Raw genomic sequence first — 15,136 nt, forward strand, 5'->3', positions numbered from 1 at the left:
GCCCAAGGTAGCCGTTCGGCAGACCTGGTCGTCTCAGCTCCGGCGCATACCGCCGACCACGACACGGGCCAGCACGCCGGGGCGCATCATCGAGGACGGCGGGTCGAGCAGTCCGATGGCGCGGACGAACGCGGTGGCGACCACCGGGTCGTGCGCGCCGACGCGTTGCAGTCGGGCGACGTACCGGTTGAGGAGCCTGGTGGTCAGCGGGCGGTGACCGATGATCTCCGGCAGTGCCAGGTCGCCGCCCGCGTTGAGCTGCCACACCGGGTCGACGATCCCGGCCGCCGCGCGGAAGAACCGCCGCGCCAGGTCGCGCTCGCCGTCCCGCAGGCACCGCCGCAGGGCTTGGGCCTCCAGCGCCGCGACGGTCATGCCCTGGCCGTAGATCGGGTTGAAGCTGCACAACGCGTCGCCGAAGACCAGCAGACCCGGCGGGAACCGGCGCAGCCGTTCGTAGCGCCGACGGAGGCTGGCCGGGAACCGGTGCAGGCGGATTTCGGTGAGCGGTTCGGCGGCGGCGATGGCGTCGTGCACGTCCGGTGGCGCGGACCGCTTGAGGAACGCGAGGTAGCCGGCCTCGTCGGTCGGCGGGTGGTCGCCCGCCATACCCACGGCGGTGACCATCCACCGGCCGCCCTCCTGCGCGGCGAACGCGAACCCGGTCGGCCGGCCGGGCACCGGACCGACCAGCACCAGCTTGTCCGGGAACGGTGCGGCCGGCCGCACCAACCGGCTCGCGTACACCATGTCGACGTCGATCCGGTCCTCGGCGGGCGTCGGGAACCCCATGGACGCCAACCACGCCCGCGCCCGTCCGGAACGCCCCATCGCATCCACCACCAGGTCGGCGTCCAGCACGTCGCCCACACCGTCCCGGACGATCCGGACCCCGGTCACCCGTCCGCCCTCGACCACCGGCCCGACCACGTCGCAACCGGACAGGATCTCCACACCGGGGTGGTTCGCGACCCGCGCCCGGATCGCCCCCTCCAGCACCGGCCGGGTCGTCTGGATGTCCGACGCGCCGGTGACCGTGCGCACCAACTCGTGTCCGGCCACCACGAGCCGCGCCTCGCTCAGGAAGTCCGCCTGATGCCCGCCCGCGGCGACCAACTCGTCCACCAGACCGGGGAACATCTCGTCGAGCACCTGCGCCCCGCGCAGCAGGATGGTGTGGAAGTGCCTGGCCTGCGGCACCCCGCGGCGGTGCCCGACGTCAGCCGGCAGCGGGTCCCGATCGACCACGGTGACCCGGTCGTAGTCCTCGACCAACGCCCGTGCCGCCAGCAACCCGCTCATGCTCGCGCCCGACACCACCGCATGTCTCATCCGGCGACAGTGGCAGCGCTCAGCGGCTGGCGGCATCTCCTCCTGTGCGGCCTGTGCGGCCTGTGCGGCAAAACCCGAACGCTCCCCACTCCGCTCGTTCAGATGCCGAGCAGGTCGGCCAACCGGCCCAGTTGGTGCTCGAAGTGGGCGGCGCAGTCGGTGAAGCTGCCGCGGTACTGGCCGAACACCTCGAAGCTGATCAGGCCGAACATCGCGGTGAACGCCAGGTACCCGCGGGCCAGCAGATCGTCGCCGATCTCCAGCCCCAGGGTGTCGCGCAGCGCGGCGAGATCCTCGCCCAGCGGCCCGGACAGCGGGGCCGAAGGCGGGCGTCGGCGCTCGACGTCCACCAGCAACGCCAACAACAGGAACGACACCCGGGTGCCCGGATCACCGGTCTGCTCCACCGGGGCCTGGTAGCCGGGCACCGGGCTGCCGTAGATCAACGCGTACTCCGACGGCCGTTCGACCGCCCACGCCCGCGCCGTCGACCCGAGCGCCAGCCACCGGCCGCGCAGGTCGTCCCGCGCGCACGCGCCCTCGGCCGCCTCGACCGCGTCACCGAGCGAGTTGTACGCGTCCACGATGAGCATGGTCAGCAGGTCGTCCCGGCTGGGCACGTACCGGTACACGGCGGACGACACGATGCCCAACTCCCGCGCGATCGCCCGCAACGACAGCGCCGCGCTGCCCTCCCGCGCCAACTGCTCCTTCGCGATCCGCTTGATGTCCTCGATCGCCTGAGCCCGCGCTCGCTGCCTCGGTGTGCCGGTCATGGCGCCGATGATCGCGCAGTTCGAGAGCGGCTGCAACAAAAGAGAGCATCGCTCTTGCCAGGACGGGCGCGAGGCGGCACCATTCTCACCAGAGAGCGATGCTCTCCAAAACGACTAGTGCTCACGGAGACGTCATGGACAAGCTCAAGGCAGGCACCGCCGCGTTCGGCGTCGCGGGTGCGTTCTTCCTGCTCTACCCGGTGCTGCGGCCCTACTCGGACGAGACGACGGTGGAAGGCCTGCGCGTCATGGGCACATCCGCCTGGGTCGCCTCGCACATGTTCGCCGTGGGCGGTTTCCTGCTGGTCAGCCTCGGCCTGCCGGTCCTCGAACGCTCCCGCGCCGCCGTCGTCACCACGATCGGCGCGCTGCTGACGTCTGTCTACTACGGCGCGGAGACGTTCGGCCTGTACCCCCTCGGCCTGCGCGCGGCCGAGGACCCGGACCCGCGCCTGCTGGAACTGGTCGAAGCGGTCCGCTACCAGCCCGTCGGGATCACGATCTTCGCCATCGGCCTCATCGTGCTCGCCGTGGGTGGTGTGATGGCCGCCGTCGAGCTCAAGAGCAAGCTCGCCATCCCCTACGCGCTGGGTTTCGCGCTCTTCCTGCCGCAGTTCTTCACCGCCCCGCCGGGGCGCATGGCCCACGGTCTGCTCCTGCTCGTCGGCTGCTGGCTGGTCGCCCGGGAGCTGTGGCAGCGCCGGGCGACCAGCACGTCGGAGTCAGACCGACGGACGCGGTGACAGCTTCACCTCGATGGTGCGGATTGGCGTTTCAGGCGCATTCCGGAAACGGCTGTCGGCGTACAGCTCACAACAGCGCGATGGTCGGTTCGGTCACCGGACCGTTGTATGCCAGTGACCGTGAGTGGTTCCTAGAACGTGAGCTTCCAGGAGTCCACGTAGCCGGTGTCCTGGCTGTAGACGTCCTGCACCTTGAGCCGCCACGTGCCGTTGGCGACCTCGGACGACGCGTTCACCGTGTAAGTGGTGACCACGTTCGGCGTGCTGGAGTTGCTGGAGTTCTTCATCCGGTAGGTCGAGCCGTCCGGTGCGACCAGGTCGATCACCAGGTCACCGCTGTAGGTGTGCTTGATGTCCACGCCGACCTTCAGGGTGGACGGCGCGTTGCCCGCCACACCGCTGACCGTCACGTTGCTGAACACGGCCGAGCCGGCGTCCGGGATGTTCACGTTGGTCAGGTTCTCGAACACCTTGCCGGGAGGCTGCGGCGTGCCGCCGAGGTTCGCCGCAGCCTGGTTGATGGCCGTGGCGAACGTGCTGACCTCGGCGTAGACACCGGGGTTGTCCGGCCGGGCACATCCGTTGCCGTGGCTGACAATACCGACCTGGATCCACGCGCCGTTGTTGTCGCGGCGGAACATCGGACCGCCCGAGTCACCTTGGCACGTGTCGACGCCACCCGCGAGCTTGCCCGCGCACAGCTCGGCGGCCGGCTTCAGGTCCGCGTAGTACGGGTCCGAGTTCTTGCACGTGGTGTCATCGATGTAGTCGACGTTCGCCTTGAGCAGGTAACGGGACTGGCCGGCGTTCTCCGCCGTGGCACCCCAACCGGCCACCGTGAACACACCGGTGTCGTAGGCCTTGGTGGTGGCGATCGGCAGCAGCGCCGCGCCGGTGATCGGCGTAGCCAGCTTGATCAACGCCCAGTCACCACCGGTGGAGGTGTCATACGTGGGCGACCGGTGCACGTAGGTGGACGTGCGGGTGATCCTGGACGTGTCCTGGAGGTCCGCCACGCCGTAGGTGGCGGTGATCGAGGTGTTGTTGCCGGTGCTGTTGACGCAGTGCGCCGCCGTCAGCACGAGCTGGTCGGTCAGCATCGAACCACCGCAGCCCATGGACAGACGCACCATCCAGGGGAACTCTCCCTTGGCGGCCTGGGTGCCGCCGACCACCATCGGCGTCAGGTTGCCCGAGTCCGGTGGCGGTGGCGCGGCGACCGCCTGGCCCCCGAACGCGGCCAGCATCGCGACGACGCCCGCCGCCAGGGCAAGCGTCTTTCCAGCAGTGTTGCGCACGGTTGATCCTTCCCGCGCCCGGCCGGGGTCGTGCTCGCAGGGTGGCCGGACGTCGAGATCGCAGGGAGATATCCAGCCGGCCCCTCTGCCGGCGCCTCATCGTGCGCGGCGGACGGCCTGCTCACAATCCGACGATCGACGGGAATTCTTGCGCCGGCGTCCCAGGTGGCCACGTGGTTCTGTAGGTCACATGACCACCTTCACCACGGGCGAGGACCGCTGGCGGTCCCGTCTCGGCACCCTCCGCCAGGTCGTGCGACAGGAAGTGGTGACCCGACAGCTGGCGTCGCACCTGCCGGCAGGCGGGTCCGTTCTGGACGTGGGGTGCGGGCAGGGCACGCAGGCGCTGCGGCTGGCGCGGCTCGGCCACCGAGTGACCGGGCTGGACTCCTCGGCCACGTTGTTGAGCGACTTCTCCGACGCCCTGGCGGCGGAGGAGCCGGACGTCCGCGCGCGAGTGGACCTGATGCAGGGCGACGCACGCCACCTGCCGTTCCCGGCGCGGAGCTTCGACTTGGTGCTCTGCCACGGAGTTCTCATGTACTACCCCGATCCGGCGCCGTTGCTGGCCGAGTTGGCGAACGTCGTTGCGGTGGGCGGGCTCGTGTCCTTGTTGGTGCGCAACGGCGACGGACTGGCGATGCGACCGGGCCTGCTCGGTGATTGGACTGCGCCGCTGGACGCGTTCAGCGGTGAGTCCTACGACAACCGCATCGGCGTGACCGCTCGCGCGGATCGCCTGGGGGATCTGACGGACGCGCTCGCAGCGCAGGGGTTGGTGCTGCGCGCTTGGTACGGCGTGCGCGTGTTCACCGACCACCTGTCCGAGGACGCCCCACTCCCCGACGAACAGACGCTCGCCGCGTTGCTTGAGTGCGAAGAACGTGCCGGCGCAACCGATCCGTACCGACAGGTCGCCGCACTGACACATGTGATCACCGAACTTCCCTGAAGTGGTTGTGCTGCCTAGAAATTCCTCACTGAAGCTGTCGCTTTTGGACGATCCTTTTCACCTGGTCGAGCGATGACCGCGAACGCTCGTTCGAATATCATGGAGGTATGGAACTTTCCCGTCCGCTGCTGAACGAGGCAGCCGTGTTCGCCGCGGCGGCGGATGTCGAGGCGTCGATGCGGGCGATGCATCGGCAGCGGTTGGAGTTGTTGGCCCAGGTGTTGCGGTGTGGCTATGACCTGGATTCCTATCAACGGTTACTGCGGGGGAATCCGGCCGAGGTGGAGCAGTTCTCCACCGACCACCCGCTGCCATCGCGGCCTGAGGTGGGCCGGAGTGCTACTGGATGGTGGAGCCGATGACCGAGGGGTTTGCTGCGCCGAGGAAGAAGATGCCCTTGTAGCCGGGGGTTTCGAAGCCTGCGCTGGAGTTGCGGCGCAGGGTGGAGGACTCCACTGCCATCGTGCCGGTGCGGTCGTTGCTGACGAAGAAGACCGCGCCGCCGCCTTCGTTCGCCTTGTTGTCTTCCACGATGCTACCCGCGATTCGCACGGTGAACGTGTTGCCGTCGGCGTAGATCGCGCCGCCGCTGCCGCCGCCTGGAGTTCCTGCACGGGCGGGGTTGGCGCCGTGGCCGATGGCGGAGTTGTTGCGCAGCAGGCTGTTCAGCACTACCCACGACACGCCGATGCTGCTCAGCGCCCCGCCGTTCGCGCACGTGCCACCGTCGAACGTGCTGCCGACCACGAACACCGGCTGGTTGGCCGACTGGCTGAGCACGCGCATCCCCGCACCACCCAGATCCGGCCCGTTCTGGTCGCACTTGTTGCGCACGAACGTGGAGTTGACCACCTTGACCCGTCCGCCGCGCACGAACACCGCACCGCCGCCCTCGGTCGCACCGATGGAGTTGCCGTCCACCAGCGTGATGTTCTGGATGGTCAGTCGCGGGTGGTCCTGGTCCTGGCAGTGGGACGTGGTGATGCCCAACGTCTCGTCGCACGTGTTCTGGTAGAGGATGCGGCGCTGACCGGCTCCGCTGAGGGTGACCAGTCCCCCACCGTCCAGCACGACGTCCTGCACCGCATCGTTGCGGACCTGCGCGGTGACGGTCATGGTGATGGTGATCGGGTCGAAGCCGCAGTCGAACGTGATGATCCCGCCCTGTGCCACCGCCGCCACCACCGCCTGGGACGTGCAGCCGGCGGGTGTGCCGTCGCCGATCACGCGGGTCGGGCGGGTGGTGTCCACGGCGGCGGCCTCTGGTGGCACGGGCGCTCCGCCGTTCGGATTGCCCGCCGGTGGAGCCGTCACCCGCACACGTGAGGACGTGGTGGTCGTTGCCACAGTGCCGGCGGGAGTGGTGGTGGTCGGAGAGGGCAGCGCCGTGGGCGTGAAGGGCTCGGCGGACTGCGGTGAACTGCATGCCGCCAGCAGCAGGAGGACCAGCACCACCACGCCACGGGACATGCGAACGACCCTAACCCCGTGGTGGGCGGGTCGTCGGTCGATGAGCGCGTCGACTTGACCCCCACCATTGTGAGTGGTTAATTACACATATGGCTGGCGCAACAAGCGAACGACGACTCTCCACCGCCGAGGAACGCCGCGACACGGTCCTGCGCACCGCCCTGGGCGCATTCGCCGCACGCGGCTACTACGGCACCACCACCGGCGAGGTCGCCAAGTCCGCCGGCATCTCCCAGGCCTACGTCTACCGCCTCTTCCCCGACAAGGAAGCCCTGTTCCTGTCCGTGGTCGAGCACTGTTTCGCCCGAATCCGGGAAAGCCTGGCCGACGGTGTCGCGGCCGCCAAGGGCAGCAGCCCGGAGGCTGTCCTCTACGCGATGGGCGACGCCTACGCCCGCCTGATCGCCGACGAGAGCACGCTCCTCCTCGTCCAGATGCACGCCCAGTGCGCCGCGATCTCGGACCCGGCCGTGCGCGAGGTCGTCCAGCGCGGGTACGCCCGGATGACCGAGTACGTGCGTGGCGTGTCCGGCGGCAGCGACGAGCAGGTGCAGGACTTCTTCGCCAAGGGCATGTTGTGCCACCTGGTGGTGGCGGTGGGCGCGGACGCGGTCGACGCGCCGTGGGCACAGACGCTGTCGGCGGGCATCCGGCACTACTGACCTCCCCGCCACTGCCGACCCCGGAAACGGCCGCCTGAGACGGCCGTTCCGCCGGCCGCCGTAATGAGTGATCGACCAGTCTTTCGTCAAATCTGGGGGATTCTGGTGGTGGACGTGGGGTTCGCCGTGCGCGCGAACGGTCTGGGTATGCGGTATCGCCGGAACTGGGCGTTGCGTGACTGCTCGTTCGAGCTGGCGCCCGGCACGGTGACCGCGCTGGTCGGCGCGAACGACCCGGTCCGGCGCGTGCCGGGTCGGGTGTGGGCGAAACCCGCACGTGACCGGTCGGGTGTCGATCTAGGATCCACTCATGCCGTCCACCTCCCTGCTGTTCGCCGGTGACCCGGTGGAAGAGGGGCACGGCCTGCACGCGGTCGTGTCCACCGAGCCCGGTGTCGACCTGCCGCTCCGGCGGGAGATCTGGCAGCGGTCGGGCGCCGAGGCGCTCCTGGTGCCGCCGCTGGTCCGGCTGATCGGCGATCGCGGTGACCGGCGGATCGTGGTCGGCGAGGCGCGGGTCGCGGTGACCGCCGACGGCGGGACGTCGGTGGCGTTCCTGGTGCAGTCGGTGTGGCGGGAGAGCACCGGGTGGCAGCAGGACACCGAGTCGGGCGGGCTGACCGAGGCGGTGGTCGGATCGCTGGCCGAGCCCGCGCACCGGATCGACGGTGACCCGAAGGCCAAGGCCGTCACGGTGGCGAAGGCGCTCGCCGAGGCCTCCCGCGACGAGGTGACCAGGCTGCGCGGGTTGCGCTACGAGGTGGAACGCCAGGTCGCGGACCTGTTGGCGCAGCGCAGGTCCACCGCGTTGCGGTCGTTGCTGGCGCAGATCATCGAGTTGTCCATGGCGTTGAGCCGGGCCCGTGACCACGCCCGCGCGGCGGTGCGGGAGGGCCTGTGGATCGGGCTGTGGGATGCCGACACCTACCGGGCCAACCGCGGTGAGCAGGTGGACGGGAGCAACCCGTGGACGGCGACGCACCGTGCGGCGTTGCGGCACTGCGAGGCGATGGACGTCGAGCTGGCCGAAGAGGTGGCCCGGCTCCATGCCTTGTTGAGCAGCATGTCGACGTTCGCCGTGGCGCAGGACGGCGAGGCCCAGCAGCGGTTCAACATGGCGGCGGCCGCGGCGGCGGCCGGGCTGGGTCTGCCGGCGTTGATCCTGTCCCTGTACGGGGCGGATTCGTTCCTGCCGTTCTCGTTCGACCGGGCCTGGCGGGCGTTGCTGCCGATCGCGCTCACCGCGCTGGTGGCGGTCGTGGTGGCGTTGCGGCGGATGCCGGGGCGGGCGACGGTGCGGCACTACCTGGTGGCGGCCGGGCTGGTGGCGGCGCTGGTGTGCGTGCTGCTGGTGGCGGGGTTGTTGGCGCCGGTGGGGTGACCCGCCCCCTTGTCACGGGAGGCGGGTCACGTTCGGTCAGCCGTTCGGCGTGGTGATCACCGAGAACTTCGACCCCTGGCTCGCGGCGCGGGCGCTCAGGTCGGTCAGGATCGTGTCGATCGGCACGTAGTTGTTCAGCTCACCGGCGTAGCAGATGCCGTGGCGGGCCTGCTGGCTGCCCTCCAGGATGCCCAGCGCGGTGTGGTCGACCTGGCTGAACAGCGGACTGCCGCTGTCACCCGCACGGGCGCAGATGTCGGTGTTGATGCCGACGTCGGTGGACAGCACCCGGCCGCAGCGGGTGCCGACCAGGTAGCCCTCGCCCGCGCCGCTGTCCACCGAGGCCGGGTAGTTGACCGCGCTCGACCCGGAGCCGGACGCGCACACCACCCAGCCCGCCTTGACCTCGGCCAGCGTGTGGATGCCGGTGATGTACTCGTCCACCGACGTCGCCTGCTGACCGCACGGGGTGTCGGCGTTGCTGTCGCCGCCACCGTTGCGGCAGTACTTCAGCACCCGGTTGCGGCCGGTCTGGCTCGCCAGCCAGGTGTTCTCGGCCGCCGCGTCGACGTACGGCAGGGCCGCGTAGTCGTACGGGTAGGAGTTCTTCTCGATGCCGTGCTGCTGGAGCACCGGGTTGCCGTTGTGCTGCGTCGGCACGTTGTTGGTCTTGGTCGCCATGCAGTGGCCCGCGGTCAGCAGCCAGCCCTTGCCCGGGAACCCGCCGCCGGTGGTCCGGAGGTTGAAGCCGGCCGTGCAGCCGCCCCAGGTCCCGTTGTCGCGCTGCATGTCCAGCCGCAGACCGCCGCGCATCGGGCCGTAGTTGGTGCAGTAGAGCGGGTGGCAGAAGCCCCAGTCCACGTTCGGCGTGGACAGCGGCGTCGGCTTGGGCAGGACCTTGGTCCGCACCGTCACGCCGGACTCGTCGGCGATCGCCTGACGTGCGGCGTCACCTTCCTGGGCCACCGAGAACTTCTCCTGCGCGACCCACGTGCGCTCCCACAGGACGACCTCGTTGTCCCGCTCGTTGACCGCGGGCAGGTACACCGCGTCGGGGCCGGCGCCGACCTTGGTGGCGATCCGGTCCTTGGCGGCGGTCAGGTCGGCCAGCGAGTGCCGGACGGGCTGCGTGCGGACGTGCGCCCGGTCGGGCAGGTCCTTCAGGTGCGACCGCACGGCAGCCGGCTCGGTCGTGGCCACCACCAGCACGCCGGACGTCTGGTCCAGCCACATGCCGCCGTACTGGGCGGCGTTCTCCTTGCGGAGCACCTGGTCCAGGCGCACCGCCTCGTTCTGGAGTTCGAGCCGGCGCAGCGCCTCCCGTTCGCTGACGCCGTAGGTCTCGACCAGGTACCGCACGGACTCCGCGACCGACGCCGGGTCCACTGTGCCGCGTCCCGGTGGTGCGGCGGCGGCTCCTCCTGTCGCGCTCAACACGGTCGCCGCGACGACCAGCGAGGCGAACAGGGCCCCCAAGCCCCTAGCTCTACCCACGACTTCTCCTTGTTCAGCTGGATGGGACAAGCACGGTCATTCAAGCGGTCGTGAACCGATCACGTCCGGGAATGCCCGCGCGGCGGACGAAGACTGGTAGTCCTACCTACTCATAAATGGCGCGAGTGGGCCGTTTGGTTGCCTTCACGCGTCAAGAAAGGGGATCAACTGCTCCTCCTCGTAGGCCAGGTGGGCTTCCAGCTCGCCGATCAGGCGGTCCACGTCCGCGCGCAGGGTCGTCACGTCATTGCGGTCCAGGGTCTGCTGGAGGCCGGTCAGGAGCGCGGCGATGCTCTCGTGCTCCTGGTCGAGGCGGTCGAGGGTCGGTGCGAGGTCCGGGAACCGGTCGCGCAGCATCAGGAACATGCCGCCGCCCTCGGCCGTGTGGTGCAAGCGCAGGCCCTGGCACGCGGTCAGGCAGTTGACCTTCAGCTGCGCGCCCAGGGAGGACCCGGACGCGGCGACTTCACGGCGGATGGTGGCCAGTTCGCGGCGGAACGCGTCGTGCACGAGCTTGAGCGCCGCACCCCAGCTGGACGCGTTCGGTGGGCCGCCCGCGATCTGCGTGAGCGCGACGACCGGGATCTGCCGGGTGGTCTTGGCCTGGTACTCGGCCCAGCCGGGGTCGGATTCGACCGCCCGTGCCCACATCTCGTCCCGTTCCGGTCCGTCGAGGACGGTGGCCTTGGCGTCGTAGGTGAAGACACCGTCCTCCACCTGGACCACCGGGTCGGCGACGAGGTTGTGGAACCAGTCCGGGTGGCGGGGCGCGCCGCCGGCGGACCCGATGACGAGGATGCGGTCGCCGTCGGGCAGGTACCCGAGCGGGTTGGTGTGCCGGGTGCCGGACCTGGCTCCGGTGGTGGTCAGCAGGATGAGCCTGCCCCCTTCGAACGGACCGCCGACCCGGCCCGCGTTGGCCCGGAACTCGTCGATCACCTGCTGGTTGAAATCCATTCCCGTGTACTCCTGATTTTGGGCATGACCGGGTCACCACGGGTGAATTGCGCCGTGGTTTTCGGTGAAGATTTTGTGGAGACGCGCGGACATGACGGTCCCGCGCGGGGACCGTGGTGGGCGCGCGTGAAACGGCAGTGCGGTTGTGGGCGCGGAGGCGGGTACGTCGCGCTGACGTGCGCGGAAACCCTGACGCCTCAAGGGGAACGGCGGGCCGCGGGCCCACCCGGCGGTCAAACCTTGGCCGGGTGACTCTCTCGCTTGTGGCCCAAGGCCGACCCGGCAGTCACGGGCGTGAGCTTATCCCGGGAATGCGCCTTCCGGCAACTTCGCTGTGTTGTGGAACCATCGATCGCGTGTCCCGACTTCTTTTGCTGTTGTTGGTGTTCGTGTCGGCCTGCACTCCGCAGCCTCCCCCGCAGCCGCTCCCCACGCCGCCGTCACCCGACCCTTGTCCGACCGGTGTGGAGTACGCGGTGACGGGCGAGGACGCGGCGATGGGGCTGCGGGTGATGACCCTGACGCTGACCAACTGCGGCACCGAAACGCTGCAGCTGAACGGCTACCCGTCCATCACGCTGCTGGACGAGGACCGCGAACCGTTGACGGTCGCCGTCGGGCAAGGGTCGTTCGGCATCTCCTCGGAGACCGGTCTCGACGCCGAGCCGCAGCCGGTCACGGTGGCGCCCGGCGCGTCGGCGACAACGGGGTTGTTGTGGCGCAACACCTACGACGACACGACCGCGCCGCCGGTGGTCGGCGTCCACCTGGAGATCGCGGTCGCCGTCGGGCAGCCGTCGCAGGTGTTCACGCCCGTCAGCCCGCGCGGCGGCCCCGCCACCCTGGACCTCGGTAGCACCGGAAAGGTCGGAGTGGGTCCGTGGACCGCCGCGCCGTGACTGCGCCGCGTGACCTCGGCTAGGCGCGCATGACCGTGGCGATGGGGATGCGGGCCGCGCGCAGCGCCGGGATCAGGCCGCCGAGGATGCCGGCCACCAGACCCGCGACCACCCCGGCCACGCCCGCCTGCCACGGGAACGCCACGCCCTCCAACGACGGGAACCGGGAGCCGAACATCGTCAGCGCCAGCTTCAGCCCCACCACGCCCGCGCCGATCGCCAACGCCGCCGTCAGCAGACCGGTCAGCAGCGTCTCCGCCAGCACGATGCCCGCCAACAACAGCCGGGGTGTGCCCACGGCGCGGCGCAACGCGAACTCCTCGATGCGTTCGCCGACGGTCGCCAGGCCGACGTTGAGGATGCCCGCCACGCCGATCAGCAGCACGAGCGCCGCCATGCCCAGGAAGATCCAGCGCATGATCGCCAACTCGGTGGACATGCGCTCCAGCGTCTCCACCGTGTTCACGCGGATGCGGTCTTCCGGCGTGCCCGCGGCGGTGAGCCTGGCCCGCAGGATGTGCTCGACCTCGGTCGCGGCCGGGGTCATCAGCACCTGGAGACCGGGGCCGGAGTTGCTGTCGCTCACGCTGGTCACCGGCAGCCAGTTCAGCATCTCGTCGGACCTGACGTAGGCCGCGGGCTGGTAGCCGCCGTCGTCCACCACGCCGATGATCTGCGGTGTCGGGTTGACGGTCGCGCCCTGGACCCTCATCTCCGCCGGCACGTGGTACTGCGTGAAGGCTTTCGCCGCATGCTCGTTGAGCACCAGCCTCGGCGCCAGCGACGGTTCGCCGCCGAAGTCGAGCCACCGGCCCTGCGACGGGCGGAACGGCCGGAACTGGCGGATGTCACCGGTCAGCCCGATGAGTTCCAGTTGCACGGCCTGGCCCTGCGGCGCGCCGGCGTTGCCGTCGTCCACCGGGTAACAGCCGGACTCGTCGCACGTCATCCGGGGGCCGTAGCCGCCGGGCTGGTCGATCGGGCCGCCGCCCTCGTTGATCGGCTTCACACCCGGTTCGCCGATGATCGCGCTGGCGCTGGTCATGGCCACCGAGTCGGTGCGGCCCTTCAAGACCTCCAGCGCCACCGGCACGGTCTGGCCCTCCGGCGACAGGTACATCTGCCGCGTGCCGTCCTTGCCCTGGGACAGCTCGACGTCCGCGAGCATGGCCCGGTTCGCGATCTCCGCGCCGGCCTGCACCACGACCACGGCCAGCACACCGAGGAACAGGCTGACCATCGACAGGAACGTGCGCAGCTTGCGGGCCCGGATGCCCTGGCCGCCGATGATCAGCGACGCGCGCAGCCGACCGGACAGCCTGATCACACGACCACCCGCTGCGGCACGGGGTTCAGCACGCCGTCGGACAGGCGCAGCACGCGGCCCATCTTCGCCGCGTGGTCGTGGTCGTGGGTGACCAGCACCAGACCGCAGCCCTGCTCGGTGGCCTGGCGCAGCACGTCCACGACCAGGTTGCCGGTGTCGGTGTCCAGCGCGCCGGTCGGCTCGTCGGCCAGCAGGATGCGCGGTTCGCGCACCAGGGCGCGGGCGATCGCGACGCGCTGCTGCTCACCACCGGACAGCCGCGGCGGCTTGTGCTTGGCCAGGTGGCCGATGCCGACGCGTTCCAACGCCGCCAGCACTTTGGCCTTGCGCTTGCGCCGCGGCAGCCAGCCCTGGCCGTTGACCAGGGCCATGGCCACGTTCTGCGCCGCCGTCAGGTGCTTGAGCAGGAAGAAGCGCTGGAACACGAACCCGAACTCGGCGCTGCGCAACGCGGCGGCCTTGCGTTCGGGGATCTTCGTGATGTCCCGCTCCCCCAACAGGTACTGGCCGCCGTCGGGCCGGTCGAACAGGCCGATCAGGCTGAGCAGCGTGCTCTTGCCCGAGCCGGAACGGCCCAGGATGGCGACGCTGTCGCCGGGGTGCACGGTCAGGTCCACGCCCGCGAGGATGGTGCGCGGCTGGTCCTGGCCCTTGAGGGTCTTGGTCACGCCGGTGAGCTGGATCAGCGGCGGCTGCAGCGCCGGCACCAGGAGCGGTGAGGTGGTCACTTCGACCCCGTCTCGGGGCCGCCCTGGCCGTCGGGTGCGGCGGGCGGCAGGTTCGGGCCCGGCACGGCCAGGGTCTCCTCGCCCGTCAGGCCCGACTTGATCTCCACCACCTTGCCGTCGGTGAGGCCGAGCTCGACGTCCTTGGTCTGCTTGGCGCCGTCCGGGCCGACCACGTCGACCTTGCCCTTGCCCTGGCCGCCCGCCACCGCCTCGACCGGCACGACCAGCGCGTTCTGCGCGGTCGCGGTGACCAGTTCCAGGGTGGCGGCGGCGCCGTTGATCAGCTTCACGTCGGCGGGCGCGGTGCACACCAGGCGCAGGCCGGTCGGCTCGGAGGAGTTGCTCGGCTCCTGCGGCTGCTGCGGCTGCACCGGCGGGGCGTTGGTGACGCCGGGCTCGTCGGGTTGTTGCGGCTCCTGCGCGGGCGGCGGCGCCGGGACGGTGCCCACCGGGAGTGCCGCGATCGTGCCGAGCAGGGTGCACGGGAACGGGCCGGGCCCGTTCTTGATCTGCGCCTGCACCACGCCCTGCGCGGCGTCGGAGATCTGGTACGCCTGCTCGCCGCTGATGTCCGCGACGATGCCGTAACCCGCGTACTTCGCCGACGCGATCGGCATGCCCGCGGTGACGGTGGCGCGGTCGTCCACCAGACGCCCGCCGAACGTGGAGCCGGCGGGCACGTCCACGTTGTTCGGCTTGCCGTCCAGCCAGACCGTGGCGAACCGGGTCGGCCTGGTCGGCGTGCTGGTGGGCTCGGTCAGGGTCAGGTAGCGCACCTGCCCCGCGACCGGCGACACGATCCCGAAGACCGGGTTCATGGTGACCTTGCCGGTCAGGCTGACCTTGTTCGACAGGTCCTGCCTGGACGGCGTGGCCGTGGTCTGCACGGTGCCGCGTGGCGCCAGCTCCGGGTTGAGCGGCTCCTCGCCGGTCGACGTGCACGCGGCCGCGGTGAGCACCACCGCGACCAGTCCGCACGCGCGGACGAAGGTATTTTTGGACACCGGTCCCCCCAAAGCGAATCCCCTATCCGGTCTCGCCAACTTACCCATATGACGCCGGGGCGGTGGACCGGGTTGCGTTACAAAGAGAAACCGCTCTCACCCACGGCCGGGGT

15 protein-coding genes and 1 pseudogene are annotated in these 15,136 nt (G+C 70.1%); 6 read left to right on the forward strand and 10 right to left on the reverse strand.

Annotated elements, in window-relative coordinates; translation table 11 throughout:
- Window positions 1–33 precede the first annotated feature (33 nt).
- Together ALI22I_RS46245 and ALI22I_RS46250 are read right to left on the reverse strand one after the other, a co-directional pair.
- Window positions 34–1,332, reverse strand: coding sequence for an FAD-dependent oxidoreductase (locus tag ALI22I_RS46245; RefSeq protein WP_202971206.1), 1,299 nt, complete (start codon window positions 1,330–1,332; stop codon window positions 34–36).
- Between the two features lie 98 nt (window positions 1,333–1,430).
- Entirely contained in the window at window positions 1,431–2,108 is a 678-nt protein-coding gene (locus ALI22I_RS46250; RefSeq protein ID WP_077012123.1) for a TetR/AcrR family transcriptional regulator, read from the reverse strand.
- A 134-nt stretch (window positions 2,109–2,242) separates the two neighbouring features.
- Here ALI22I_RS46250 and ALI22I_RS46255 point away from each other — a divergent pair, with 134 nt between their 5' ends.
- Complete coding sequence (locus ALI22I_RS46255) at window positions 2,243–2,851, forward strand: hypothetical protein (protein WP_077011857.1); 609 nt, start codon at window positions 2,243–2,245, stop codon at window positions 2,849–2,851.
- Window positions 2,852–2,982: 131 nt separating this feature from the next.
- Here the strand turns inward: ALI22I_RS46255 and ALI22I_RS55830 are convergent, their stop codons facing one another.
- Both ALI22I_RS55830 and ALI22I_RS55835 read right to left on the reverse strand, forming a co-directional pair.
- Entirely contained in the window at window positions 2,983–3,321 is a 339-nt protein-coding gene (locus ALI22I_RS55830) for a proprotein convertase P-domain-containing protein (protein WP_443217032.1), read from the reverse strand.
- A gap of 27 nt (window positions 3,322–3,348) precedes the next feature.
- Window positions 3,349–4,098, reverse strand: a pseudogene (locus tag ALI22I_RS55835) (S1 family peptidase); the annotation flags it as partial.
- 241 nt (window positions 4,099–4,339) lie between these two features.
- On the opposite strand from ALI22I_RS55835, the gene ALI22I_RS46265 reads away from it, so the two are divergent.
- The gene (locus ALI22I_RS46265) at window positions 4,340–5,101 is read left to right on the forward strand and encodes a class I SAM-dependent methyltransferase (protein ID WP_077011859.1); all 762 of its coding nucleotides are present in this window, start codon (window positions 4,340–4,342) and stop codon (window positions 5,099–5,101) included.
- 107 nt (window positions 5,102–5,208) lie between these two features.
- Window positions 5,209–5,463: a hypothetical protein gene (locus ALI22I_RS46270; protein WP_143532787.1), complete on the forward strand. Its 255-nt coding sequence runs from the start codon at window positions 5,209–5,211 to the stop codon at window positions 5,461–5,463.
- Here ALI22I_RS46270 and ALI22I_RS46275 read toward each other — a convergent pair.
- Entirely contained in the window at window positions 5,441–6,571 is a 1,131-nt protein-coding gene (locus tag ALI22I_RS46275) for a hypothetical protein (RefSeq protein ID WP_077011861.1), read from the reverse strand. The genes ALI22I_RS46270 and ALI22I_RS46275 overlap by 23 nt on opposite strands.
- 89 nt (window positions 6,572–6,660) lie before the next feature.
- Between ALI22I_RS46275 and ALI22I_RS46280 the strand changes: the two genes are divergently transcribed.
- Both ALI22I_RS46280 and ALI22I_RS46290 read left to right on the forward strand, forming a co-directional pair.
- Window positions 6,661–7,233, forward strand: a complete 573-nt coding sequence (locus ALI22I_RS46280) for a TetR/AcrR family transcriptional regulator (RefSeq protein WP_077011862.1) — start codon at window positions 6,661–6,663, stop codon at window positions 7,231–7,233.
- Between the two features lie 310 nt (window positions 7,234–7,543).
- Window positions 7,544–8,614: a hypothetical protein gene (locus ALI22I_RS46290; protein WP_083752507.1), complete on the forward strand. Its 1,071-nt coding sequence runs from the start codon at window positions 7,544–7,546 to the stop codon at window positions 8,612–8,614.
- A 36-nt stretch (window positions 8,615–8,650) separates the two neighbouring features.
- Here the strand turns inward: ALI22I_RS46290 and ALI22I_RS46295 are convergent, their stop codons facing one another.
- Together ALI22I_RS46295 and ALI22I_RS46300 are read right to left on the reverse strand one after the other, a co-directional pair.
- Window positions 8,651–10,108, reverse strand: a complete 1,458-nt coding sequence (locus ALI22I_RS46295; RefSeq protein ID WP_143532788.1) for a trypsin-like serine protease — start codon at window positions 10,106–10,108, stop codon at window positions 8,651–8,653.
- Window positions 10,109–10,252: 144 nt separating this feature from the next.
- Complete coding sequence (locus tag ALI22I_RS46300) at window positions 10,253–11,065, reverse strand: nitroreductase/quinone reductase family protein (protein ID WP_077011864.1); 813 nt, start codon at window positions 11,063–11,065, stop codon at window positions 10,253–10,255.
- A 356-nt stretch (window positions 11,066–11,421) separates the two neighbouring features.
- On the opposite strand from ALI22I_RS46300, the gene ALI22I_RS46305 reads away from it, so the two are divergent.
- Window positions 11,422–11,964: a DUF4232 domain-containing protein gene (locus ALI22I_RS46305; RefSeq protein WP_077011865.1), complete on the forward strand. Its 543-nt coding sequence runs from the start codon at window positions 11,422–11,424 to the stop codon at window positions 11,962–11,964.
- Window positions 11,965–11,983: 19 nt separating this feature from the next.
- Here the strand turns inward: ALI22I_RS46305 and ALI22I_RS46310 are convergent, their stop codons facing one another.
- Genes ALI22I_RS46310 through ALI22I_RS46320 form a run of 3 tightly spaced genes read right to left on the reverse strand, consistent with a single transcriptional unit; the run spans window position 11,984 to window position 15,023 of the window.
- The gene (locus ALI22I_RS46310; RefSeq protein WP_077011866.1) at window positions 11,984–13,291 is read right to left on the reverse strand and encodes an ABC transporter permease; all 1,308 of its coding nucleotides are present in this window, start codon (window positions 13,289–13,291) and stop codon (window positions 11,984–11,986) included.
- A complete protein-coding gene (locus ALI22I_RS46315) occupies window positions 13,288–14,019 on the reverse strand; it encodes an ABC transporter ATP-binding protein (protein ID WP_238598913.1) in 732 nt (243 codons plus the stop codon). The genes ALI22I_RS46310 and ALI22I_RS46315 overlap by 4 nt, the downstream gene beginning before the upstream one ends.
- Window positions 14,016–15,023, reverse strand: coding sequence for an efflux RND transporter periplasmic adaptor subunit (locus tag ALI22I_RS46320; RefSeq protein ID WP_238598914.1), 1,008 nt, complete (start codon window positions 15,021–15,023; stop codon window positions 14,016–14,018). The genes ALI22I_RS46315 and ALI22I_RS46320 overlap by 4 nt, the downstream gene beginning before the upstream one ends.
- Between the last annotated feature and the right edge of the window lie 113 nt (window positions 15,024–15,136).

Origin of the sequence: Saccharothrix sp. ALI-22-I (assembly GCF_001984175.1) — a bacterium.
In the GTDB taxonomy this organism is placed as follows: domain Bacteria; phylum Actinomycetota; class Actinomycetes; order Mycobacteriales; family Pseudonocardiaceae; genus Actinosynnema.

Bases quoted from the DNA above. Each gene is read 5' to 3' on its own strand.
- ALI22I_RS46245 (WP_202971206.1), bottom strand. From the start codon at position 1,332: ATGAGACATGCGGTGGTGTCGGGCGCGAGCATGAGCGGGTTGCTGGCG.
- ALI22I_RS46250 (WP_077012123.1), bottom strand. From the start codon at position 2,108: ATGACCGGCACACCGAGGCAGCGAGCGCGGGCTCAGGCGATCGAGGAC.
- ALI22I_RS46255 (WP_077011857.1), top strand. From the start codon at position 2,243: ATGGACAAGCTCAAGGCAGGCACCGCCGCGTTCGGCGTCGCGGGTGCG.
- ALI22I_RS46265 (WP_077011859.1), top strand. From the start codon at position 4,340: ATGACCACCTTCACCACGGGCGAGGACCGCTGGCGGTCCCGTCTCGGC.
- ALI22I_RS46270 (WP_143532787.1), top strand. From the start codon at position 5,209: ATGGAACTTTCCCGTCCGCTGCTGAACGAGGCAGCCGTGTTCGCCGCG.
- ALI22I_RS46275 (WP_077011861.1), bottom strand. From the start codon at position 6,571: ATGTCCCGTGGCGTGGTGGTGCTGGTCCTCCTGCTGCTGGCGGCATGC.
- ALI22I_RS46280 (WP_077011862.1), top strand. From the start codon at position 6,661: ATGGCTGGCGCAACAAGCGAACGACGACTCTCCACCGCCGAGGAACGC.
- ALI22I_RS46290 (WP_083752507.1), top strand. From the start codon at position 7,544: ATGCCGTCCACCTCCCTGCTGTTCGCCGGTGACCCGGTGGAAGAGGGG.
- ALI22I_RS46300 (WP_077011864.1), bottom strand. From the start codon at position 11,065: ATGGATTTCAACCAGCAGGTGATCGACGAGTTCCGGGCCAACGCGGGC.